The sequence below is a fragment of the Enterobacter sp. N18-03635 genome (genome assembly GCF_004006055.1).
Taxonomy (GTDB): Bacteria; Pseudomonadota; Gammaproteobacteria; order Enterobacterales; family Enterobacteriaceae; genus Enterobacter; species Enterobacter vonholyi.
Window position 1 is genome coordinate 1880110 of the sequence record NZ_CP034769.1, and the last position, 23055, is coordinate 1903164.

24 protein-coding genes and 2 tRNA genes are annotated in these 23055 nt (G+C 55.9%); 11 read left to right on the forward strand and 15 right to left on the reverse strand.

Annotated features, from left to right (window positions below):
- The first annotated feature begins 14 nt into the window (after positions 1-14).
- Together sufE and ELK40_RS09725 are read left to right on the forward strand one after the other, a co-directional pair.
- Positions 15-431: a cysteine desulfuration protein SufE gene (gene sufE / locus ELK40_RS09720; protein ID WP_115874847.1), complete on the forward strand. Its 417-nt coding sequence runs from the start codon at positions 15-17 to the stop codon at positions 429-431.
- 97 nt (positions 432-528) lie between these two features.
- Positions 529-1542 carry a L,D-transpeptidase family protein gene (locus ELK40_RS09725; RefSeq protein ID WP_115874848.1) on the forward strand — a complete coding sequence of 338 codons (1014 nt, stop codon included), beginning with the start codon at positions 529-531 and terminating at the stop codon, positions 1540-1542.
- A 60-nt stretch (positions 1543-1602) separates the two neighbouring features.
- Here ELK40_RS09725 and lpp read toward each other — a convergent pair whose 3' ends face one another.
- The 4 genes from lpp to ELK40_RS09745 all read right to left on the reverse strand — a co-directional run bounded on the left by lpp (position 1603) and on the right by ELK40_RS09745 (position 6475).
- Complete coding sequence (gene lpp, locus ELK40_RS09730; protein WP_010430241.1) at positions 1603-1839, reverse strand: murein lipoprotein Lpp; 237 nt, start codon at positions 1837-1839, stop codon at positions 1603-1605.
- 309 nt (positions 1840-2148) lie between these two features.
- Complete coding sequence (pykF, locus tag ELK40_RS09735; RefSeq protein ID WP_115874849.1) at positions 2149-3570, reverse strand: pyruvate kinase PykF; 1422 nt, start codon at positions 3568-3570, stop codon at positions 2149-2151.
- A gap of 377 nt (positions 3571-3947) precedes the next feature.
- Positions 3948-5093 carry a PLP-dependent aspartate aminotransferase family protein gene (locus ELK40_RS09740; RefSeq protein ID WP_127732769.1) on the reverse strand — a complete coding sequence of 382 codons (1146 nt, stop codon included), beginning with the start codon at positions 5091-5093 and terminating at the stop codon, positions 3948-3950.
- A gap of 11 nt (positions 5094-5104) precedes the next feature.
- Positions 5105-6475, reverse strand: a complete 1371-nt coding sequence (locus ELK40_RS09745; protein ID WP_127730513.1) for a cystathionine beta-synthase — start codon at positions 6473-6475, stop codon at positions 5105-5107.
- A gap of 400 nt (positions 6476-6875) precedes the next feature.
- On the opposite strand from ELK40_RS09745, the gene ELK40_RS09750 reads away from it, so the two are divergent.
- The 4 genes from ELK40_RS09750 (at position 6876) to fumD (ending at position 9715) form a co-directional block, all read left to right on the forward strand.
- Positions 6876-7898, forward strand: coding sequence for an ATP-binding cassette domain-containing protein (locus tag ELK40_RS09750; protein ID WP_045910313.1), 1023 nt, complete (start codon positions 6876-6878; stop codon positions 7896-7898).
- Positions 7891-8559 (forward strand): methionine ABC transporter permease, encoded by a 669-nt coding sequence (locus ELK40_RS09755; protein ID WP_008500617.1) that lies wholly within the window; start codon positions 7891-7893, stop codon positions 8557-8559. The genes ELK40_RS09750 and ELK40_RS09755 overlap by 8 nt, the downstream gene beginning before the upstream one ends.
- 23 nt (positions 8560-8582) lie before the next feature.
- Positions 8583-9395, forward strand: a complete 813-nt coding sequence (locus ELK40_RS09760) for a MetQ/NlpA family ABC transporter substrate-binding protein (RefSeq protein ID WP_008500616.1) — start codon at positions 8583-8585, stop codon at positions 9393-9395.
- Between the two features lie 110 nt (positions 9396-9505).
- Positions 9506-9715 carry a fumarate hydratase FumD gene (gene fumD / locus ELK40_RS09765; RefSeq protein ID WP_023343959.1) on the forward strand — a complete coding sequence of 70 codons (210 nt, stop codon included), beginning with the start codon at positions 9506-9508 and terminating at the stop codon, positions 9713-9715.
- Here fumD and ELK40_RS09770 read toward each other — a convergent pair.
- From ELK40_RS09770 to ELK40_RS09785, 4 genes are read right to left on the reverse strand one after another with little or no spacing between them, the layout of a single operon-like run.
- Positions 9696-10382, reverse strand: coding sequence for an amino acid ABC transporter permease (locus ELK40_RS09770; protein ID WP_127730515.1), 687 nt, complete (start codon positions 10380-10382; stop codon positions 9696-9698). The two genes, fumD and ELK40_RS09770, sit on opposite strands and share 20 nt — an antisense overlap.
- Positions 10366-11142, reverse strand: a complete 777-nt coding sequence (locus ELK40_RS09775) for an amino acid ABC transporter permease (RefSeq protein ID WP_127730517.1) — start codon at positions 11140-11142, stop codon at positions 10366-10368. The genes ELK40_RS09770 and ELK40_RS09775 overlap by 17 nt, the downstream gene beginning before the upstream one ends.
- Positions 11142-11957: an amino acid ABC transporter ATP-binding protein gene (locus tag ELK40_RS09780; RefSeq protein WP_127730519.1), complete on the reverse strand. Its 816-nt coding sequence runs from the start codon at positions 11955-11957 to the stop codon at positions 11142-11144. The genes ELK40_RS09775 and ELK40_RS09780 overlap by 1 nt, the downstream gene beginning before the upstream one ends.
- A 2-nt stretch (positions 11958-11959) precedes the next feature.
- The gene (locus tag ELK40_RS09785) at positions 11960-12790 is read right to left on the reverse strand and encodes an ABC transporter substrate-binding protein (protein WP_164850653.1); all 831 of its coding nucleotides are present in this window, start codon (positions 12788-12790) and stop codon (positions 11960-11962) included.
- 245 nt (positions 12791-13035) lie between these two features.
- Here ELK40_RS09785 and ELK40_RS22685 point away from each other — a divergent pair, with 245 nt between their 5' ends.
- On the forward strand, positions 13036-13203 hold the full coding sequence (locus ELK40_RS22685; RefSeq protein ID WP_038419198.1) for a hypothetical protein: 168 nt from the start codon (positions 13036-13038) through the stop codon (positions 13201-13203).
- A 94-nt stretch (positions 13204-13297) separates the two neighbouring features.
- On the opposite strand, the gene ELK40_RS09790 is transcribed toward ELK40_RS22685, so the two are convergent.
- Positions 13298-13438 (reverse strand): hypothetical protein, encoded by a 141-nt coding sequence (locus ELK40_RS09790; protein WP_003857665.1) that lies wholly within the window; start codon positions 13436-13438, stop codon positions 13298-13300.
- Between the two features lie 125 nt (positions 13439-13563).
- On the opposite strand from ELK40_RS09790, the gene ELK40_RS09795 reads away from it, so the two are divergent.
- Positions 13564-14346 (forward strand): MBL fold metallo-hydrolase, encoded by a 783-nt coding sequence (locus ELK40_RS09795; protein WP_127730521.1) that lies wholly within the window; start codon positions 13564-13566, stop codon positions 14344-14346.
- 72 nt (positions 14347-14418) lie between these two features.
- Entirely contained in the window at positions 14419-15054 is a 636-nt protein-coding gene (locus ELK40_RS09800) for a carbonic anhydrase (RefSeq protein ID WP_109844381.1), read from the forward strand.
- Positions 15055-15082: 28 nt separating this feature from the next.
- Here the strand turns inward: ELK40_RS09800 and ELK40_RS09805 are convergent, their stop codons facing one another.
- The 4 genes from ELK40_RS09805 to mdtK all read right to left on the reverse strand — a co-directional run bounded on the left by ELK40_RS09805 (position 15083) and on the right by mdtK (position 18482).
- Positions 15083-16678 carry an FAD-NAD(P)-binding protein gene (locus tag ELK40_RS09805; protein WP_127730523.1) on the reverse strand — a complete coding sequence of 532 codons (1596 nt, stop codon included), beginning with the start codon at positions 16676-16678 and terminating at the stop codon, positions 15083-15085.
- Between the two features lie 119 nt (positions 16679-16797).
- Positions 16798-16874, reverse strand: a tRNA-Val gene (locus tag ELK40_RS09810).
- A 4-nt stretch (positions 16875-16878) separates the two neighbouring features.
- A tRNA-Val gene (locus tag ELK40_RS09815) sits at positions 16879-16955 on the reverse strand.
- Positions 16956-17108: 153 nt separating this feature from the next.
- Complete coding sequence (gene mdtK, locus ELK40_RS09820; protein ID WP_127730525.1) at positions 17109-18482, reverse strand: MdtK family multidrug efflux MATE transporter; 1374 nt, start codon at positions 18480-18482, stop codon at positions 17109-17111.
- Between the two features lie 225 nt (positions 18483-18707).
- On the opposite strand from mdtK, the gene ELK40_RS09825 reads away from it, so the two are divergent.
- Positions 18708-19349 (forward strand): riboflavin synthase subunit alpha, encoded by a 642-nt coding sequence (locus ELK40_RS09825; RefSeq protein WP_095442481.1) that lies wholly within the window; start codon positions 18708-18710, stop codon positions 19347-19349.
- A 31-nt stretch (positions 19350-19380) separates the two neighbouring features.
- On the opposite strand, the gene cfa is transcribed toward ELK40_RS09825, so the two are convergent.
- Together cfa and punC are read right to left on the reverse strand one after the other, a co-directional pair.
- Positions 19381-20529 carry a cyclopropane fatty acyl phospholipid synthase gene (cfa, locus tag ELK40_RS09830; RefSeq protein WP_111965647.1) on the reverse strand — a complete coding sequence of 383 codons (1149 nt, stop codon included), beginning with the start codon at positions 20527-20529 and terminating at the stop codon, positions 19381-19383.
- 298 nt (positions 20530-20827) lie between these two features.
- Positions 20828-22027, reverse strand: a complete 1200-nt coding sequence (gene punC / locus ELK40_RS09835; protein WP_127730527.1) for a purine nucleoside transporter PunC — start codon at positions 22025-22027, stop codon at positions 20828-20830.
- A gap of 114 nt (positions 22028-22141) precedes the next feature.
- Here punC and punR point away from each other — a divergent pair, with 114 nt between their 5' ends.
- Positions 22142-23053: a DNA-binding transcriptional activator PunR gene (gene punR / locus ELK40_RS09840; protein WP_048222755.1), complete on the forward strand. Its 912-nt coding sequence runs from the start codon at positions 22142-22144 to the stop codon at positions 23051-23053.
- The last annotated feature ends 2 nt before the right edge of the window (positions 23054-23055 follow it).

Consider the following 23055-nt stretch of genomic DNA (forward strand, 5'->3'; position numbering starts at 1 on the left):
CGGAGAGGCAAACGATGGCAGAACTGCCGGACAGAGACAAATTGCTGCGCAACTTTGGGCGTTGCGCAAACTGGGAAGAGAAGTACCTTTATATCATCGAGCTGGGGCAGCGTCTGCCGCCGCTCGGTGAAGAGGCGCATAGCCCGGAAAATATTATTCAGGGCTGTCAGAGCCAGGTCTGGATTGTGATGACGCAGTCTGATGACGGCACGATAGAATTGCGCGGCGACAGCGATGCCGCCATTGTAAAAGGGCTTATTGCGGTCGTCTTTAGCCTTTATCAGCAGATGTCGGCGCAGGATATTGTCGCGTTCGATGTCCGCCCGTGGTTTGAAAAAATGGCCTTAACCCAACACCTCACCCCGTCCCGTTCTCAGGGACTGGAAGCGATGATTCGCGCCATCCGCGCCAAAGCTGCAATCCTTAGCTAGACTTACAGAACAGCATTCATTCTGTTTCGCGAGGTGGTTCCCGCCTCGCTGGTTTTTCAGCTTTCTGGCGTTCTGTCAGTGAATAAGGAATCTCAGCATGAAGCGCGCGTCTCTCATAACTCTATTACTCCTCAGTTCGCTCGGTGCCCTTAATTCGGCCCGCGCGATGGACTATCCGTTGCCGCCCGCAGGCAGTCGTCTGATTGGGCAAAATCAAACCTACACGATACAGGAAGGGGATAATAAGCTGCAGACCATCGCCCGTCGGTTTAATACGGCGGCGCAGGTGATCCTGGAAACCAACAATACCATTGCGCCGGTTAACCCTGCGCCGGGAACCGTCATTACCATTCCGTCGCAAATGCTGTTGCCGGATACGCCGCGCGAGGGGATTGTGGTGAATCTCGCTGAGCTTCGGCTCTACTACTTCCCGCCGGGGCAAAACATTGTTCAGGTTTTCCCGCTGGGTATCGGACAGCTGGGGCTGGAAACGCCGGTGACGACCACGCGGGTGAGCCAGAAGATCCCTAATCCCACCTGGACGCCCACGCCGGGCATCAGAGCACGTTCTCTGGAGCAGGGCATCAAATTGCCTCCGGTGGTTCCTGCCGGGCCAAATAACCCCCTGGGACGCTTCGCGCTGCGTTTAGGCGTGGGGAATGGGGAATATCTTATCCACGGCACCAGCGCGCCGGACAGCGTCGGCCTGCGGGTCAGCTCCGGCTGTATGCGGATGAACGCCCCGGACATTAAGGCCCTGTTCGAACAGGTGCGGGTGGGCACGCGGGTGCAGATTATTAATGAACCCGTGAAATTCTCCGTTGAGCCGGATGGTAAACGCTATATTGAAGTCCACCGTCCGCTTGCGCAGGTAGAAGGGGAGAATCCGCAGGTCTCGCCCATTACCCATTCCGCTGACTTTGCGACCTTTGTTTCTCAGGCGGGAAGCGATAAGGCGCTGATTGATAAAGCCCTGTCACGTCGCGCCGGGATCCCGGTTATCGTGTCGTCCGGTAGCGGCCCGTCAGCCAGCAATAGCGTGTTGTCGGTGCAGAACAGCCGGGTATCTGCTGCGGTAGCGGAAGATGAAGGAGAGAAGGTGACGCAGTAGCCGTTTGACGCAGGCAAAAAAAATGGCGCACAATGTGCGCCATTTTATTAACAGGTACTATTACTTACGGTATTTAGTAGCCTGGTTGTCCAGACGCTGGTTAGCGCGAGCTGCGTCGTCTTTAGCAGCCTGAACGTCGGAACGGATTGCGTTCACGTCGTTGCTCAGCTGGTCAACTTTAGCGTTCAGAGTCTGAACGTCAGAAGACAGCTGATCGATTTTAGCGTTGCTGGAGCAACCAGCCAGCAGAGTAGAACCCAGGATTACCGCGCCCAGTACCAGTTTAGTACGATTCATTATTAATACCCTCTAGATTGAGTTAATCTCCATGTAGCGTTACAAGTATTACACAAAGTTTTTTGGGTTGAGAATATTTTTTTGATGGGAATACACCTATTTTTGATCGTTCGCTCAAAGAAGCATCGAATCAGCCCTTTTCGGGCAAAAATCTAAGGAAAAAAAGGCATTTATCATCGGATTCATCTTAGATAATTCGCAATTAAATAGAAAAACCCGATTTGCATTTTGAATGCGTTTGGCTAATGCCAGGAATAAAAAAAGCGCCCGGAGGGCGCTTTTTATCCAAATTAATTCGTTCAGGAATTATTACAGCACGTGAACAGATGCGGTATTGGTAGTGCCGCTTGGTACCAGTGCGCCAGAAACCATGACCACAACGTCACCTTTCTGTGCCAGACCACGATCAACCAGCTCCAGAGCCACTTCTTTACCCAGACGGTAGAAATCATCCGTAGACGCGATCTCTTTCACCAGGTGTGGGATCACGCCTTTGCTCAGCACCAGCTGACGGGCAGTGGTTTCGTTGGTGGTCAGCGCCAGGATAGTCGCATCCGGGAAGTATTTACGCACGGCGCGAGCAGATTTACCGCCCTGGGTGGCAACCACGATCAGTGGGGCTTCCAGTTTCTCAGCCGTTTCTACCGCACCGCGGCATACCGCTTCGGTGATGCGCAGCTTGCGGCTGTCGTTGTTGTAGTCCAGACGGCTTTTCATCACGCGGTCGGTACGTTCGCAGATGGTGGCCATGATGGACACCGCTTCCAGCGGATATTTACCTTTGGCGGATTCACCGGACAGCATAACCGCATCAGTACCGTCGAGGATGGCGTTTGCCACGTCGCCTGCTTCAGCGCGGGTAGGGCGTGGGTTTTTGATCATGGAGTCCAGCATCTGCGTTGCGGTGATAACCACTTTACGCGCGCGCACGCATTTCTCGATCATCATCTTCTGCGCGAAGATCACTTCTTCAACCGGGATTTCTACACCCAGGTCGCCACGTGCAACCATGATGCCGTCAGACGCTTCGAGGATTTCGTCGAAGTTGTTCAGGCCTTCCTGGTTTTCAATTTTGGAGATGATCTGGATCTTCTCGCCGCCGTGCGCTTTCAGGTGCTCACGAATTTCAACTACGTCAGAACGCTTACGGATGAAGGATGCCGCAACAAAGTCAACGCCTTGTTCGCAACCGAAGATCAGGTCCTGTTTGTCTTTTTCAGCCAGCGCTGGCAGTGCGATAGAGACGCCTGGCAGGTTAACGCCTTTGTTTTCGCCCAGGTCGCCGTTGTTCAGCACTTTACAGATAACCTTGTTGCCTTCGATCGCGGTGACTTCCATACCGATCAGACCATCGTCTACCAGCACGGTGTTACCGACGGACAGGTCGTTGGTGAAGCCTTCATAGGTCACTGCAACGATTTCGCTGTTGCCGACAACGGATTTGTCGGTGGTGAAGGTGAAGGTCTGGCCTGCTTTCAGAGAGACATCGTTACCGCCTTCCAGTTTGATAGTACGGATTTCTGGACCTTTGGTATCCAGCAGGATCGCGGCTTTTTTACCGGTCTTGCTCATCACGTTGCGCAAGTTCTGGATACGCTGACCGTGTTCTGCGTAGTCACCGTGGGAGAAGTTCAGACGCATCACGTTCATGCCGGCATCCAGCATTTTGCTCAGCATCTCTTCAGATTCGGTTTTCGGGCCGATAGTACAAACAATTTTCGTCTTTTTCATGACAGTCTTAGTCTTTAAGTTGGGAAGGATATGGAAATCTCGCTCCGGGGGCGCACCGCCGCGGAGTCAAACCTGTGTTGCAAAAGAGTATATGACACGCACTAAGGATAGGAGACATCAAATGAGCGTGCAGAAGAAAGTGTGCCTGAGTGACAGCCCAACGAAGGAGAGGAGAAGTTGTACGTTGTTTTTTGTATTCCAAGCGCTGAAACCATTCACCAGGGATTAGGCGCGCATTATACGCTGATTTGAAGATAAAAGGAAAATGGAAACGGTGTTTCAGAAATAATCTGTGCAGTTTCACATAATATTGTTATCAATGCGTTAAGCCATGATGACAACTTGTGGCGGCAGGTGAGGGACCTGCCGCATTTTGCTTATTTTTGCAGCGCCTGGCTGAGGTCGGCAATCAGGTCTTTGGGATCTTCAATCCCGACTGACAGGCGGATCAGCTGCGGCACAATGCCGTTTGCCAGGCGTTGCTCGAGCGGAATCGACGCGTGGGTCATGCTGTAAGGCTGGCTCACCAGACTTTCCACGCCGCCCAGGCTCTCCGCGAGGGTGAACAACTTCAGGTTGCGAATCACCTCGGCGGCGCGTTGCGCATCGCCTTTTACCACGACGGAAATCATGCCACCGGGCAGGGCCATCTGGGTGCGGGCAAGCTGATATTGCGGATGCGACTCCAGGCCGGGATAGAACACCTTTTCGACCAGAGGGTGTTGCTCCAGCCATTGCGCAATCGCCAGCGCGTTGGTGCTGTGCTTTTCGACCCTCAGCGCGAGCGTGCGAATACCGCGCAGCGTCAGGAAACTGCTGAACGGATCCAGAACGCCGCCCACCGCGTTTTGCAGATAGCCCAGCTTGTCCGCCAGTTCCTTGTTATCCCCGACAATCGCCAGCCCGGCGACCACGTCAGAGTGGCCGTTAAGGTATTTGGTGGCGGAGTGCACCACGATATCGAAACCCGACTCCAGCGGACGGTGGATCACCGGCGACGCGAAGGTGTTATCCGCCACGCTGATGACGTTATGACGACGGGCGATTGCCGCGATGGCCGCCAGATCCGCCAGCTTCAGCAGCGGGTTGGTCGGCGTCTCGACCCACACCATTCGCGTATCAGGGCGGATGGCGGCCTCGAGCCCGGCGAGGTCGTCCGGTTTAACCCAGCTGACCTGCAGGCCGGTGCTGCGCTTGCGCACGTTTTCGATCAGGCGGTACGTCCCGCCGTAAACGTCATCAATGGCAACGATATGGCTGTCTTTATCCAGCAGTTCGAGCACCGTGGAGATGGCCGCCAGACCGGAGGCGAAGGCGTAGCCGCGCGCGCCGCCCTCCAGTTCGGCGATCGCGGTTTCCAGCGCGTGGCGGGTAGGGTTGCCGCTGCGCGAATACTCATAGCCGGTATGCTCGCCGGGTGACGGTTGCGCAAACGTCGAGGTGGCGTAAATCGGCGGCATGACGGCGCCGTGCTGGTCGTTGAACTCGCCGCTGTGGACGCTCAGGGTAGCCAGGTTTTTCATCATCTGTTCCTTTATTGCTGAAGACGGTTGCGCCAGGCGGTCAGAACGTCGCTGCGCGTAATCAGACCGAGAAAACGGTCGTTGTCATTAATGACGGCCACCAGGCCGCGGTCGAAGATGGCGTGCAGGGCGCTTTCCGGGGCGTGTTTATCAAGAAACTCCACCTGACGCGTCATGGCTGCCGTCACCGGCAGCGCGAAGCGATCGCCGTCGCCGCCGATATGCCGCAGGAGATCCCACTCGTCGATAATGCCGACCACCTTGCCGTTCTCCAGCACCGGCAGCTGGGAGATGTCATACAGACGCATGCGTGCCAGAACGGTGGAAAGCGTGTCGTCCGGGCCCGCGGTAACGGTGGCGCCTTCATCGTGGCGCAGGGCGATGTAGTCAGAGAGGTCGCCGGCCTGAGGACGCGTGATGAGCCCCTGCTGTCGCATCCAGTCGTCGTTGAACATCTTCGAGAGATATTTATTGCCGCTGTCGCAGGCGAAGGTCACCACGCGCTTCGGCGTGGTCTGCGCCTGGCAATACTTCAGCGCGGCCGCCAGCAGCGTGCCGCTGGAGGAACCCGCCAGAATGCCCTCCGTTTTCAGCAGCTCGCGCGCGGTGGTGAAGGCTTCGCGGTCGGTGATGCGCCAGGCGCGATTCACCCCTTCAATGTGGGCCAGCGGCGGAATAAAGTCTTCACCAATTCCCTCAACCAGCCAGGAGCCCGCGTCGTGGTAGCGTCCGGTTTCCACCTGGTCGGCCAGAACGGATCCGGCCGGGTCTGCCAGGACAAATTCAGTATGCGGAGAGTGCTCGGCGAACCACGCCTGCAGGCCGCCCAGCGTGCCGCCTGAGCCGACGCCCACGACGATGGCATCGATCCGGCCGTCAAGCTGTTCATACAGTTCCGGCGCCGTGGTGGTGCGGTGCGCCAGCGGGTTGGCTTCGTTGTTGAACTGGTCGATGTAAAACGCGCCGGGCAGCTCACTGGCCAGGCGCTGGGCGTAATCCTGGTAATAGGCCGGGTGGCCCTTATTGACGTCGGAGCGGGTCAGCACCACCTGGGCACCCAGCGCGCGCAGGTGGAAAATCTTCTCGCGGCTCATTTTGTCCGGCACCACCAGAATCAGCGAGTAGCCTTTCTGGGCGGCGATCAGGGCCAGGCCGAGACCGGTATTGCCCGCCGTAGCCTCAATTATCGTGCCGCCAGGCTTCAGCCTACCGGTACGTTCCGCTTCGTTAATCATTGACAGCGCAACGCGATCCTTAATCGAACCGCCCGGGTTCTGGTTTTCCAGCTTCAGAAAGAGCGAGCAGGGACCGGTATCAAGCTTATGCAGCTGGATCAGCGGGGTACGACCAATCAGTTCGGTGACGGAGTGATAAATCGTCATGATGTTTTCCTTTCTGGATGTCATGACGGGATGATAGGGCGGTGAAATTTTCTCAATAAAGAACCATTCACTGCCGTTTAGAACAGAAAGGAATATAAATGCCATTTCTGGATGGCAGGACAGCAAGACGTAAAGTTGTCTGGATGTGAGGATGGCTATATCGGGATAAAATGCTGCAAAAATGACCGTTTTTTGCGCCCGTCCGCCAGCAGATATGCATCCGGCAGATAATCATTGCTGAAATTGGTCTAAATGCTTCCCACCCGGTAAATCCGCTGTTTATTTCGGAAAGTTATAACACATTCTTTTTTGTTCATTTAAAAGCGGGTAACGGCTGTTTACTATCGTTTGGACATCCATACTGCTAAACCGCCACGGGCGGCACGGATAATGAATAAGAATGATTGTACTGAGCAATATTTCGAAGGTTTTTGACAACGGAAAGGTGGCACTCACAGCCGTTGATAACGTCAATTTGACGATAGCACAGGGACAGATATACGGGATCATTGGTTACAGCGGCGCAGGTAAAAGTACGCTTATCCGCCTGCTCAACGGGCTGGAAAAACCGAGCAGCGGCAGCGTAACCATCAACGGGCAGAACATTTCTGCCGCAAAAGGTGAAGCGCTGCGCCAGGCGCGTCTGAAGATCAGCATGGTGTTTCAGCACTTTAACCTGCTGTGGTCGCGCACGGTCAGCGAGAATATTGCGTTCTCGATGCAAATTGCCGGCGTACCGAAAGCCGAAATTAAGGCCCGCGTGGCCGAGCTTATTGAACTCGTTGGCCTGAAAGGCCGCGAGCATGCCTATCCGTCGCAGCTGAGCGGTGGTCAAAAGCAGCGCGTGGGTATTGCGCGTGCGCTGGCTAATCGCCCGGATGTGCTGCTCTGCGATGAAGCCACCTCCGCGCTTGACCCGCAGACCACCGATCAGATCCTCGATCTGCTGCTGGATATTAACCGCCGCTTTAAGCTGACCATCGTGCTCATCACGCACGAGATGCACGTGGTGCGCAAAATCTGCGACCGCGTGGCGGTAATGGAGAACGGTAAGGTGGTGGAAGAGGGAGACGTGCTGAGCGTCTTTACCCATCCGCAGCAGCCGATTACGCAGCAGTTTGTGCGTCAGGTGAGCCAGTACGCTGAAGAAGAAACGTTCAATACCGAACTGGCAAACGATCTGGAAGGGACGGTCATCAGGCTGACCTTTACCGGGCACAGCACGCATAAGCCGATTGTGGGCGAACTGACGCTGCGCTACGGCCTGCCGTTTAACATCCTGCACGGAAAAATGACCCAAACCGCTCACGGCGTGTTTGGTCAACTCTGGGTGCACGTCGTGGCATCTGACGAACAACTGAACAATATCCTCGCCGACCTGCAGCACAGCGATATTGAAGGCGAGGTGATTAAACATGGCTGAGAATCTCTTTCCGCACCTCAAGTGGGATCAGCTCTGGGCGGCGACGCTTGAGACGCTGTACATGACCGCGCTGTCCGGCGTGGCGACCTTTGTGCTGGGCATCGTGCTGGGTCTGGCGCTGTTTTTAACCGCGCGCGGCGGTCTGTTCCATAACCGCACGGTCTACAGCGTGATTTCGATTGTGGTGAACGTGTTCCGCTCGATTCCGTTCATCATTTTGATTGTGCTGCTGATCCCGTTCACCAAGACCGTCGTCGGCACCATTCTTGGCGCCAACGCGGCGCTGCCGGCCCTGATAGTGGGTGCCGCACCGTTCTACGCACGCCTGGTGGAGATCGCCCTGCGTGAAGTGGATAAAGGCGTGATTGAAGCGACGCGCTCGATGGGCGCACGACTGAGCACGCTCGTGTTTCGGGTTTTACTGCCGGAATCATCACCCGCACTGGTATCAGGTATTACGGTGACGCTGATTGCGCTGGTGAGCTACAGCGCAATGGCGGGGGTGATTGGCGCCGGTGGTTTGGGAAATCTGGCTTATCTGGAAGGATTCCAGCGCAACCATGGTGACGTCACGCTGGTGGCAACGGTGACCATTCTGATCATCGTTTTCATTATCCAGTTCTGCGGCGATGTCATTACTTCACTGTTAGATAAACGCTAATAAATACACACAGGAACCACATCATGAAAAAGACACTGACACTGATCGCCGCAGCAACCCTGAGCGCCCTGAGCTTCGCCTCCTGGGCCGACACCCTGACCGTGGGTGCATCCAACACGCCGCATGCGGAAATTCTGGAGCAGGCAAAGCCGATTCTGGCGAAGCAGGGTATCGACCTGGAGATTAAACCGTTCCAGGACTACATTCTGCCGAATACCGCGCTGGCGGGTCATGACATCGACGCGAACTATTTCCAGCATATTCCTTACCTGAACAGCGTGCTGAAAGATCATGCGGGCGATAAGGACTACGATTTTGTCAGTGCGGGCGCGATCCACATTGAGCCAATCGGCATCTACTCCAAAAAATACAAGTCGCTGAAAGACCTGCCGGAAGGCGGCAAGATCATCATGCGTGACGCGGTTTCTGAAGAGGGCCGTATTCTTTCCATCTTCGAGAAAGAGGGCGTGATCAAGCTGAAGCCGGGCATCGATAAAGTGACCGCGCGCATCAGCGACATCGTCGAGAACCCGAAAAAGCTGAAGTTCACGCCTAACGTTGAAGCGTCTCTGCTGCCGCAGATGTACAACAACAACGAAGGCGATGCGGTGGTGATCAACGCCAACTACGCGATTGACGCCGGTCTGGATCCGGTTCACGACCCGATTGCGGTAGAGAGCGGTGAAAACAACCCGTACGCCAACATCATTACCGTACACCGCGGTGACGAGAAGAAGAAAGATATCGTCGCGCTGGTGAACGTGCTGCACTCGAAAGAGATTCAGGACTGGATCCGCACCAAGTACAAAGGCGCGGTTATTCCTGTAAACAACTAATTTACTGATTTTACTGATGAAGCCCGGCGAGTCTCTCGCCGGGCTTCTTTTTTGTATCCGGCTGGAGAATCATTTAAGCTCAACGTTTAAAAGGCAATGGAGTGATGACGATGGGTAACGTGACCAAAGATGAAGCGCTGTACCAGGAGATGTGCCGGGTGGTCGGGAAGGTCGTGCTTGAGATGCGTGATTTAGGGCAGGAGCCAAAGCATATTGTCATTGCCGGGGTACTGCGTACCGCGCTGGCGAACCAGCGCGTGAAACGCAGTGCATTGACAACCGAGGCAATGGAAACGGTGGTTAAAGCGCTGGCCGGGTAAGGCGCCAGCGTTTCGCAAGCTGCTCGAGCGAGCAGCAGAGCAGGTAGTAAACCACGCCCGTAAAGATAAAAATGGCCGCCGGGTAGATTTGCACCCGGTTGTTGACCTGTCCCGCCACCGTGGTCAGTTCAGGGACGTTCACGATAAACGCCAGCGACGTATCCTTCAGCAGGCTGATAAAAATCCCCACCAGCGACGGCAGAATATTCCTCAGCGCCTGCGGAAGCAGCACGTGCAACAGGGTTTGTTGGGTGCTGAAGCCCTGAGACAGCGCGGCCTCGTACTGCCCGGTCGGCAGTGCGCTCAGCCCGGCCAGCACCGAGTGCATCACGGTGGCCGCCGTAAACCAGGCCAGTGCCAGCGTGACGGTCAGCGCCCCGGGCAGATCGCCCCCGGTGATGAGCGGCAGGAGATACCACATCCAGAAAATTACGAAGATGAGCGGGATACCGCGAATCAGCTCTGCCCATAAAAAGAGGACTTTTCGCACGAGCCCGGTAAAGCGCCAGGCCAGGCACGCGAGCAGTATCCCTCCGGGCAGAGCGATAACCGCAGCGCCTGCTGCCATCATTAACGAAAGCAGTACGCCTCCCGGTTCACCCGTTGCCGCGCGTCCCCACAGCAGATAATCGAGGTTATCGGTGATGACATTAAGTCCGGCAATCATGTTTTTCACTCCCTGCGATGACGACGTTCGGGCGTTTACGTTTCGCCTGTGGCCCAAGGCGTACCAGTACCATCCCCATGACCAGGCCGGTCAGCAGATAGAGCACGGTACCGAGGGTAAACGCCTCCAGCGCGTGCGCGTTATAGCTTTCGATCTGCCTGACCTGATAGGTGAGCTCGGCGAAGCCAATCCCGCTGGCGAGCGAGGAGAGCTTCATCAGATTGAGATACTGGCCCACAACGGGCTGCCAGGCGTTGGCCAGGCCCTGCGGCAGAAGGATGAAGCGAAACAAGCGCCACGCGGAGAATCCCTGGGCGAGCGCCGCCTCCCGCTGCCCGGCGGGCACGGAACGCAATCCTGCTTCCACCTCTTCGATTAAAAACGCCGAGGTAAAAACGCCCAGCCCCCAGGCAGAGCATAAAAATTCGGGCGTAAACCACCAGACGTCGCCGGGCAGAATCGACCAGCTGTGATCGGCGTTGACCGCTTCGCGAAACGCCTGCGGCAGCCCGTTCCAGGCGGCAAAATACCAGAACAGTAGCTGCACCAGCAGCGGGGTATTGCGAAAGAGTGATACCCAGCCGCTGACGATCGCTTTCCCGACGCGTCCCCCGGAAAGGCGCAGGAGCATAAAGAGCAGTGCGAGCAGGCTGGCCAGCACGATCCCCGCCAGCGTCACCCACAGGGTGGTGAGGAATCCGGAGAGTATCCACTGCAGAGGCTGTCCGGTCAGTACCCCCTGCCAGTCGAGCGCGGGCATTACAGATGCTCCTGATGCAGCGGGTTGAGCACCTTTTGCAGGAAGCGCTGCGCGCGCGGATGCGCTGGCTGGCTGAAAAACTGCGCCGGCGGCGCGGTTTCCAGAATTTGCCCGCCGTCGATAAAGACAATCCGGTCGGCAATTTCACGGGCAAACTGCATCTCATGGGTCACCACGATCATCGTGATCCCGCTGTGGGCGAGGGCTTTCATCACGTACAGCACTTCACCAATCATCTCCGGATCCAGCGCGGAGGTGGGTTCATCAAACAGAATGATTTGCGGTGAAGAGGCGAGGGCGCGGGCTATCGCCACGCGCTGCTGCTGCCCGCCGGAAAGCTCTGCCGGGTAATGGTGGGCCTTTTCCAGCATCCCGACTTTCTCCAGCAGGGCCAGCGCACGCTCCTGAGCAGGATGCGGTTTCCAGCCGTGAACGTGCTCCAGTGCCAGGGTGATGTTCTGGCTGGCGGTGAGATGGGCGTAAAGATTGAACTGCTGGAACACAAACCCCACGCGGCTTCGCAGCTGACGCAGCCCGGTACCGGAGAGCTTTCCGGTAGGCTTGTTGTCGACCAGAATCTCCCCGCCGCTCAGGGTTTCAAGCTGGTTGATAAGACGGATCAGGGTGGATTTACCGGAGCCTGAAGGGCCGAGGATGGCAACCACTTCACCGGGCGTGATGGTGAGGTTAATGTCGTTTAAAACCTGATGGTCACCGTAGCGTTTGTCCACATGACGAAACTCGACGCTGGCCTGTTCCAGATGTGAAAAATCCGCGGCACCGGCCGCGGAGTGTGAAAATAAACCTGAGAGCATAATTACCTGGCTTCTATTTTAAAGGCGCGCGGCTGTGGAGCAGGGGTGCCTGGACCAAACCAGACATCATAGATTTTTGCCGCCTGACCGGTCTTCTCGAGATTAACCAGTTCGTCGTTAACGGCCTTCAGCAGCGCCGTTTCACCTTTCTTCACCCCCACGCCAATCTCTTCTTTACTGAGCAGGTCGGGCAGGATTTTGAAATTGGCTTTGTCCGGCGCCTGCGCCAGCAGGCCGGCCAGAATGGTGCTGTCCTGGGTAATGGCCTGGACGTTGCCATTGCGCAGTGCGGTCAACGCCAGCGGGATGTCGTCATAAGAGAGGACGCGGGACTGCGGGAAACGCTGGTGCAGCGCCTGCTCGCCCGTCGTTCCTTTGACTGCGCCAATGCGCGCCCGGCTATAGTCATCAAGCTTGTCCGGTGATTTTGCCGGAACGAGGAACTGCTGGCCGGTAACGAAGTAAGGGGTAGAAAAATCAATGACCTGTGCACGTTCCGGGGTGATGGTGATATCCGCCACGATCAGGTCGGCTTTGCCGGACTGCAGCAGCGGAATGCGGTTGGCCGGATTGGTGGCAACCAGTTCAAGCTTCACGCCGAGCGATTTTGCCAGCGCTTTGGCAAAGTCCACGTCATAACCCACGATCTCATGCGTTTTGGCATCAATCGAGCCAAACGGCGGGTTGGCGTCAAACGTGGCCACTTTCACCACCCCTGCTGCCTTAATATCCGCCAAATGATCGGCCTGTGCCTGAGCTGAAAGCAGGCTCCCCGCCGCCAGTAATCCCAGAACCAGTGTCCGTTTGGTAAACCCTTTCATATTTGCTGCCATAGTCATTCGCCATCCCGTTGTTTTTGTTTTACCCCGTTACGCTCCCATAAGGGAAAGCTATCGCCAAATAAGAAATCGTTCTTTGCTATGAGCAAAAAAGCATTAGTGAACAAGGTGTTAATGAAGCGTGAAAAGGACGGGGTGCTATTTGCAGATCCTGCACATAGACAGTGGATTTTGGTATTTCCCCTGCACGGGATTTGGGTGCTTAACTGAGGTCAGACACGGCGAGAGAGGGTAAGACGATGAAAAAGTGGATCAGCACGTTACGGCGGTTTTTTGCGGCCCGGCCAGCGAATGCGGAGAACAGCGCGCAACGTGTTCTTGAGTCGATACTGCCTGTCGCCAGCCTGTATGGCGTAGACGTTGCCAACATTGACCCGGAGTGGTTCCATGATAAAACGTCACGCTGAACTGCGCCGCACGCGCGAAACCTACTGGAACGAGGTGTGCGTGACGTTTAACGAGTGAAATAAAAAAAGCACCGGTTTCCCGGTGCTTTTTTTATTAGATCTTGCAGGCGTCGCCGCAGTCGTCGTCGGCGACAATCGCCTGCGCTTTTTTGTCTGCATCGTCCAGACGTTCCGCATTACGCTCTTCTGCTTCATCCAGACCGTTAAAGACTAAGTTATCGAGATCAATTTCCATGTTGCACCTGCTCTGTTCAGTTTTCGATACTGGCACAGTATAGGGTAAAAAAAGCCAGCAATGTACCTCGCAGCACATAAGGATAATCCCTGCCATACTCAGTGCTTTATCGCTGAGGAGAGCACATGATTACACTCTGTAAAACCTGCGGGACCGCCTACGATACGCAGCCTAACAGATGCCCGATTTGTGAGGATGAACGCCAGTATGTGCCCATCACGGGGCAGGCGTGGACCGATCTCGATACCGTCACCGCCACGCACAGCAACAAATGGCAGCAGCTGGAGCCGCGATTATTCGGTATCAAAACGGTTCCTGCGTTTGCGATTAACCAGCGGGCGCTGCTCCTGCAAACGCCGCACGGCAACATTCTCTGGGACTGTATCGCCAACCTCGATCCCGCAACCCAAACCCTCATCGCCGCGCTCGGCGGCATCAGCGCAATTGCGATTTCACATCCGCACTATTACACCACGATGCAGGCGTGGGCTGCGGCGTTTGGTGCGCCGGTGTACCTGCACGCCAGCGACAGAGAGTGGGTGATGCGCGACAGCCCGGCCATTCATTTCTGGGAAGGCGATGCGCTGGAGATTTTCCCGTCTGTCACTTTGCTGCGTCTGGGCGGGCATTTTGCCGGGGGAACGGTGCTGCACTGGCAGGAGGGGGACGGGGTATTGCTGGTTGGCGATATTCTGCAGGTCACGCCGGGTAAAGACGCCGTCTCGTTTATGTGGAGCTACCCGAACTATCTTCCGCTGCCGGCCCGAACGGTGGCGTCGGTGGTGAGTCATCTCGAAGGCAAAACCTTTGAACGTCTTTACGGCGCGTTCGAAGGGCAGAACATCCTGGCCAGTGCGGACGAGATCGTGCAGCGGTCGGGCCAGAAATATATTGCTTGTCTGAAGTAAACCACGATGGGTAAACTTTACGAGTGTGATCTCGATCATACCTAAACTAAAACAGATAAAAGAGACATTGCTATGCAACATATCATTGAAGGTTTTCTCAGCTTTCAAAAAGAGATTTTCCCGCAACGTAAAGAACTCTTCCGCAGTTTAGCGTCCAGCCAGAATCCCAAAGCGCTGTTCATCTCATGCTCCGACAGCCGTCTGGTCCCGGAACTGGTCACCCAGCAAGAGCCAGGACAACTCTTTGTCATTCGTAATGCTGGCAACATCGTGCCGCCGTTCGGACCGGAGCCTGGCGGCGTGTCCGCAACCATCGAATACGCCGTGGTGGCGCTGGGCGTCACGGATATCGTGATTTGTGGTCACTCCAACTGTGGCGCAATGAAGGCGATTGCCGATAACGCGAACCTGGAGCCGATGCCTGCGGTGTCACACTGGCTGCGCTATTCCGACGCGGCGAAAGCCGTGGTTGAGAAGAAAACCTGGGATAAGCCGATCGATAAGGTCAATGCGATGGTGCAGGAAAACGTCTTTGCGCAGCTGAGCAACATCAAGACCCATCCGTCCGTTGCGGTGGGCCTGCGTAATAACTCCATCCGACTGCACGGCTGGGTGTACGACATTGAAAGCGGCGAAATCCTCGCGCTGGATAAAGCGACGAAAAGTTTCGTTTCGCTGTCGGAAAACCCGGAAGTCTTCTTCGAGTAATTACCGACAGCAGGGCATGGAAGCCCTGTCAGATCTCAATATACGGTAACCTTCTCCGCGATCCCGACGCGGGTTTTTCAGCCGCCTTCGCCATCGCTTCTGCAATCTCAGCACATTCCGCCAGCCCCTGAACGAAGGGACGGTCGTGCATCAGCCACGGTATCGCGCCGAAGGCGATGCGTCCGCGCACGATGTCAGGCGCTTTTAAGGTGTAATCCTCGCCGATATCGGGTATCCGATCTCCCGTTGCTTCCAGCTGTTTTCGCAGCGTCGGGAAGGGCAGATCTTTCGTTTTGAGCGGCTTTTGTCCGCGTGCGTCAATAAATACGTCGAAACGATAGACGGTCTCTTTTGTGGTTATCACCGTTCGATCGCTGCCAACGTCGAGCGTGTAGTCGTCACCGAGCGCGGCCACGCTGATGATGCCGGCTTCGCGAAGTGCGAGCAGCCTGCGGATAGACTGCGGAGGAATGGCGGCATAATTGTCGATAAATACCCGAGCCAGCCCCTGACTGAAGCGTTCACCGTCTTGCTCATCGAGATGGGGGACGATCTCCTGAACCACTTCATGCAGCCGAAGCACGGTATAGCGCCAGGCCACGGTACGGCGTTCCCGTTTGTTGCGTTCAACCTCGTTGAGATTCTCTTCCGCCCAGGTAAAGGGGCCGTGGCGTTTACGATCCTCAAACCAGGCCTTACGAATAGTGTCCGCATTCAGCGTATGCAGAGACATTTTCTCGCACCACGCCGGATCGGCAAGCTGAAGCTCTTTGACCATCAGGGCAAAAATGCGGTCAAGCAGGCCATCCGGTCCTTTGGCTATCTCGCTTTCCACCACGAATTCGGTCAAAACCGACAGCGGTTCGTAAGGAATAGGGCAGTAAAAATCGGCTTCCGGCAGAATGCCCGTCCGGGACATCAGCGTAATGTGTAACCCTTCGCTGCCGTTGTCGAGGATGAATTTACCGTCACGAAACTCACCGTGCTGCATCACCACCGCCATAGCCGCGTCGAGACCGCTCAACGAGGTGCCCATAATGCCCACGCGGCAAGGGGGAATGCTGGCATCCATCAGGCCGGACCACGGGCTTGGGAAGAACGAGCGCGTGGCTTCATCCTCGTCTGGCCAGACGTGGCCGGTGGCGATAACCGCCAGGTCGAATTTATCCGGTAGGGCGCGGTCGTTGACCGAAATCGTCACGCCGGTTGTCGAAGGGGTGATGTCGGTGACCTTCGCTGATTCATGGATCTCAACCTGGAACCCCAGCTTTTTCGCCTCTTTTACGATTGAACGAAAGCTGTCGCGAAAATACTCCCCCAGCAGGATCCTCGGCAGGAACTGTCGATCGTGCAGGCGGGCTTTATCAACCTTAAAACGCGACAGATGGGCGTCGCTCTGTTCCTTGAGCCATTCGAGGTAGGTCATAAAAATGGGCGGGATTTCAATGCTCGCAATGTTCGCCAGCATCAGCCGGGAATTATCGTCGTCGTTATAGGGCATTCCCACGCCGGCTTCATCGGCCTGTTCGAAAACGGAAACGGAGAGCGGCGTGCTGTTCTTAAGCAGGTGATAAAAGGTGTAAATCCCTGTGGGGCCGGAGCCGATAATCGCGATCTTCTTCATCAACACGTTTCCTGTGTTTTTTTCCATAGGAAAAGCGTAGCAGGAGAACAATGAAGAAAATAAGGGATTAGGAAAATTCAGGATATCAGAAGAGGAGTTGCACCATTTCAGGACTGAAATGGTGCGTCCGAGTGGACTCGAACCACCGACCCCCACCATGTCAAGGTGGTGCTCTAACCAACTGAGCTACGGACGCAGAATGGTGCGTTCAATTGGACTCGAACCAACGACCCCCACCATGTCAAGGTGGTGCTCTAACCAACTGAGCTATGAACGCAACGTGTTGTCGGTGACAACGGGGACGAATATTAGCGGCACAGCATCGAGGTGGCAAGAGGGAAAATGCAATTTTCTCTCTGATTTCACGCGATTGCTGTATTACCGCGCAAAGTGAAGAGAAAGTAGCCGCCAGGCGGCGGCTACTGCGTCGTTAACGTGCAGCGCGTTGCAAAATGACCGTTGATGGCTGGCGCTGCAGGAAGCGCATGCGCATCATCATCATAATCGCCGCCGAGGTCAGGCCGATGATAAAGCCCATCCAGAACCCTGCCGGCCCCATGCGCTCAACCACCAGGTCGGTCAGGGCCAGAATATAGCCACACGGCAGACCCAGCACCCAGTAGGCGATGAAAGTGATAAAGAAGATGGAACGCGTGTCTTTATAGCCGCGCAGCACGCCGCTGCCAATCACCTGAATGGAGTCAGAAATCTGGTAAATCGCGGCCAGCAGCATCAGGTGCGATGCCAGCGTGACGACTTCCGGATTGTCGTTATAGAGCAGGGCGATCTGCTCGCGTAATGCAACGGTAAAGAGCGCAGTACAGATCGCCATGCAGACGCCGACGCCCAGTCCTGTTCGGGCGGCCGTTTGCGCATCGAGCGTTGAGCCCTGGCCCAGGCGGAAGCCTACGCGAATCGTCACCGCCGCCGCCAGCGACATCGGCAGGACGAACATCAGGGAGCTAAAGTTCAGCGCGATCTGGTGCCCGGCGACGTTCACAATGCCCAGCGGGGAGACCAGCAGGGCGACCACGGCAAACAGGGTCACCTCAAAGAACAGCGCGAGGGCAATCGGCAGCCCTAACTGCACCAGACGCGTCATGATGTTCCAGTCCGGCGTGCTGAATCTGTGCCCGTTACGAATATCGCGCATGGAGCGGGCGCGCTTCACGAAGGTAAGCATCGAGAAGAACATTACCCAGTAAACGGCGGCCGTCGCCACGCCGCAGCCGACGCCGCCCAACTCCGGCATCCCGAAATGACCGTAAATAAAGACATAGTTAACGGGAATGTTGACCAGCAGCCCGATAAAGCCCATCACCATGCCGGGCTTAGTTTTCGCCAGGCCTTCACACTGGTTACGCGCCACCTGGAAGAAGAGGTAGCCAGGCGCACCCCAGAGCAGCGCGCGCAAATAACCCACGGCTTTGTCCGCCAGTGCCGGGTCAATGTTATGCATAGCGCGAATGATATGGCCCGCGTTCCAGAGCACGACCATAATCAGCACCGAGACAAATCCTGCCAGCCAGAAGCCCTGGCGGACCTGATGGGCAATGCGCTCGCGGCGCCCCGAACCATTGAGCTGAGCGATAACAGGGGTGAGCGCGAGCAGCAGACCGTGGCCGAACAGGATGGCCGGAAGCCAGATTGACGTACCGATAGCTACGGCCGCCATGTCGGTGGCGCTGTAGCCACCCGCCATTACCGTATCCACAAATCCCATTGCGGTCTGGGCCACCTGCGCGACGATCACTGGTATAGCCAGTGCCAATAGCTGGCGCGCTTCATTCATGTACTTCTGCACGTGAACACCTTTATTTTGTAGTTATATGAGAGACTAAAAAAGCCGCCGAAACTGGCAGCAAGAAGAAAATGCAGGGGGGTGCCAGCTATTGTAGCGGGCTTTAGCTATTTATCTAGTGAAAAAATCGCCAGAAAATGCGCTCTGCTGGCAACCTGTTTTTCCAACTGTTATTGTGGAGGGATTAAACGGTGTTATCACCGTTCGGAAAAAACAGGAGTTGTAAGCATGTTTACTGGTATTGTGCAGGGCACTGCCAAAGTGGTGTCCATTGATGAAAAACCTAATTTCCGTACTCATGTTGTTGAGTTGCCGGAATATATGCTTGAGGGCATTGAAACCGGCGCGTCGATTGCCCATAACGGCTGCTGCCTGACCGTGACCGAAATTAACGGCAACCAGATTAGCTTCGATTTAATGAAAGAGACGCTGCGCATCACTAACCTGGGCGAGCTGGTGGTAGGCGATACCATCAACGTTGAGCGCGCGGCGAAGTTCAGCGATGAGATTGGCGGTCATCTTATGTCGGGGCACATCATGACCACCGCCGAAGTGGCTAAAATCGTGACCTCGGAAAATAACCGTCAAATCTGGTTTAAAATGCAGGACCCGTCATTAATGAAATACATCCTCTATAAAGGATTTATTGGCATTGACGGGATTAGCCTGACGGTAGGGGAAGTGACGCCAACGCGTTTTTGCGTGCATTTAATTCCTGAAACGCTGCAGCGCACCACGCTGGGCGCGAAAAAACTGGGGCATCGCGTGAATATCGAAATCGATCCGCAGACCCAGGCTGTGGTGGATACGGTTGAGCGCGTGCTGGCAGCAAAAGAAGCCGCAATAATAAAGACCGCCGAAGAAGAATAAAAAATAACCCCGGATATCCGGGGTTATTTTTTTAGCGTGCGACACGCAGTCCGTGTTCTATCCCACGGCTGAATACTACCTGCCAGAGCTGAATATCCCGTGCGCGAAACGCCCCCGCGCAGGCATTCAGATAATAGCTAAACATTCGTTTGAATCGTTCAGAATAGTTGTCCGCAATCTCTGGCCAGGCTTTCTGAAAACGTTCATGCCATGCCATTAAGGTGGTGTCGTAGTCCGCGCCAAAGTTATGCCAGTCTTCCATCACGAAATGGGGTTCACTGGCGTTGGCAATCTGGCGAACGGACGGTAAACAGCCATTCGGAAAGATGTATTTGTTGATCCACGGGTCAACGTTGTTGTCGGTCCGCTTAGAGCCAATGGTGTGCAGCAGGAAGATGCCGTCCGGTTTCAGATTCCGGTCCACCACCTCAAAATAGGTATCGTAGTTTTTTGGCCCCACGTGCTCGAACATGCCGACGGAAACAATCCGGTCAAACTGTTCATTCAGGTCACGGTAGTCCTGCAGCCTGATATCCACATCGAGATCCTGGCAGCGCTCCCGCGCCATTTTTTGCTGTTCCGCTGAGATCGTCACGCCGACCACGCTGACGCCATAATGCTTCGCCATAAAATATGCCAGCCCACCCCAGCCGCAGCCGATATCCAGCACGCGCATGCCGGGCTGTAGCTGCAGCTTCTCGCTAATCAGACGCAGCTTCGCCTGCTGAGCCTCTTCAAGCGTAGAGGCCTCTTTCCAGTAGGCGCAGGAGTATTGCATGAAAGGGTCCAGCATACGGCTGAACAAATCATTGCCAAGATCGTAATGTTCTTTGCCAACGATCCACGCGCGTTTTTTACTCTGGAGATTGAAAAGTCGGGCAGAGGCGACGCGCAGGGTATCTTTCAGGTTGCGAGGGAGTTGATTTTCAAGACCGGCACGCAACACGCTGGCGAAAAAGGTATCCAGACGTTCACACTCCCACCAGCCGTCCATGTAGCTTTCTCCCAGGCCTAACGACCCTTCCCGCAACACGCGTTTAAAAAAGTCGGGATGTTTAACCTGAGGATCGGATGGCGATGATCCATTGATAGTGATGCCTGCTCGACCTAACAGTTCACTGACGATCCGGGACCAGTTATCGTCCGGAACGCTGACTTCTTCTATACACGATGAACTCATAGCTTCTCCATCACCCTACTGTGATCAGAACCTTAAAACAGCGTAGACGCTTTTTTTGGTTTGTGAGAAATCTCACGGTAAATACCGCGAGGCTAGTATCCGACGTAGAACAGAGGAAGGGAGATAACCCTTGCCGAAATGCCTTCCATGGTAAAACGGGAGCACTCCGGCTCCCGTTAACACTTAATATTTATCGTATTTAATCGAACCAAATTTAGTATAGGCTTCAAAATTTGGTGATTCAATAGAAAATTGTTAGCAACCTAATCACTGAAATATAACATGATTTCTGGCGCAATCAGGCATGCGAGGTTTCCACCTGCGCACCGTTATCCTGCTCACGCTGCGCGGAGGCCTGCATGCGATAGCCCAATACCGCCAGCGCTACGGTGAACAGCATCACGCTGGTGGTGGTCAAAAGCGGCGTAGCAATCAGCGCCGAGACCACCAGGCTTGCCAGGAAGCACAAACCCAGCTGCAGGGTGTTCTGCAGCGCGGCGGCGCGGCCTGTTGCCTGCGGGAATGGACGCAGCGCCTGCGCCACAACGATAGGGTAAATCGCCCCGTTCGCAATGGCCATCACGCAGAACGGGATCAAAATTTCGGCCAGACCGGCACCCGTAATAAAGCCAACGGCCCAGGTCCCGATGACGCTCAGCGCATACAGCACCAGCAGCCACGGCAGCATCTGCTGACCCTCCCATCTTTGCAGCGCCGCGCGACAGCCGTACCCGCCCACAAGGAACGCGATTGTCTGCGGAACATAGCTCAGGCCGATGGCTGCCGGACTGTAGCCCATATCGTGCAGAATGAACGGCGAGCCGGTGAGCCATGCGAAGAAGCTTGCCGAGCAGGCGGCATAGATCAGGACATTCCCGCGATACGCTTTGGCGCTCAGCAGGGAGGTAAAGGTAATCGGCTTCGCGTCGGCATGCGCCTCTTTTTTATGCGCAGGCTTGAGGGCAAACGCCGGCAGCATCAGCACCAGCGTGATGACAAACAGCGTGGCAAAAATGGCCTGCCAGTCAAAGTGCGCGAGGATCCAGCTGCCCAGCAGCGGAGCCAGGGCAGGGGAGAGGCCCACCAGCGGCATAATGGTGGCGAAAATACGGTTTGTGCGGTTAGCCGGGTAGTAGTCGGTCACCAGCGCCTGCCAGGTCACGGCCGCGGCACAGACGCCCACGGCCTGAACGAAGCGCAGCACCAGCAGCCAGGTGGCGTCGCGTACCCATAGCATCCCCAGGCAGCCCACGGCAAAAATGGCCAGACCCAGCAGCAGTACCGGTTTACGACCAAAGCGATCCGAGAGCGGTCCCCAGAGCAGCTGTGCAAAAGCAAAACCGGCGAGGAACAAACTCAGGCTGGCACTGATGGCGGCAGCGGGGGTTTGCAAATCTTCCTGCATCGCGGCAAAAGCCGGCAGGTACATATCGGTGGCCAAAAAGCCCAGCACGCTTAAGCCGCCGAGCCAGACTAAAAAACCGTTCCTGGGTTGCATTATTTTATTCTCCTGAGGAGGCAGGTATACATTGGCGCTGAGTGTAGGGAGTGCAAAGCCGCTTGTGAAACGCTAATATTTGGCGGGTGCATTCAAATTTTTTGCAGGCAGAAAATGTGGTCAGATTATTCTCTTGAAGTGGTCGATGCTGTCGCGCGTAACGGCAGCTTCAGCGGTGCGGCGCAGGAGCTGCACCGCGTCCCTTCGGCCATCAGCTACACGGTGCGTCAACTGGAGGAGTGGCTGGCGGTTCCGCTGTTTGAGCGGCGGCATCGTGACGTGGAATTGACGCCCGCCGGGGCGTGGTTTCTGAAGGAAGGGCGTTCTGTTATCAAAAAAATGCAGATCACGCGCGAACAGTGCCAGCAGATCGCCAACGGCTGGCGGGGACATCTTTCCATCGCGGTGGATAACATCGTGAAGCCGGAACGCACCCGACAGATGATTGTCGATTTCTATCGTCATTTCTCTGACGTTGAGCTGCGGGTCTCGCAGGAGGTGTTCAACGGGGTGTGGGATGCGCTGGCGGACGGCAGGGCGGAGATGGCGATTGGCGCGACGCAGGCGATCCCGGTCGGGGGACGTTACGCCTTTCGCGACATGGGGATGCTGAGCTGGAAATGCGTGGTGGCCAGCGATCATCCTCTGGCAGCGATGGACGGGCCGCTTAGCGACGATACGCTGCGCAACTGGCCCTCGCTGGTGCTGGAGGATACGTCCCGTTCATTGCCCAAGCGTATCACCTGGCTTCTGGACAACCAGCGGCGGGTGGTGGCTCCGGACTGGGAATCGTCGGCGACGTGCCTAAGTGCCGGACTGTGCGTCGCGATGGTGCCCGTTCATTTTGCGCGTCCGCGCATCGATACCGGCGAATGGGTTGAACTGACGCTGGAAAATCCGTTCCCGGACGCGGCCTGCTGCCTGACCTGGCAACAAAATGATGTCTCGCCCGCCATGGCCTGGCTGCTGGATTATCTGGGGGACAGCGAAACGCTGAACCGGGAATGGTTACGGGAGCCAGCGTAGCT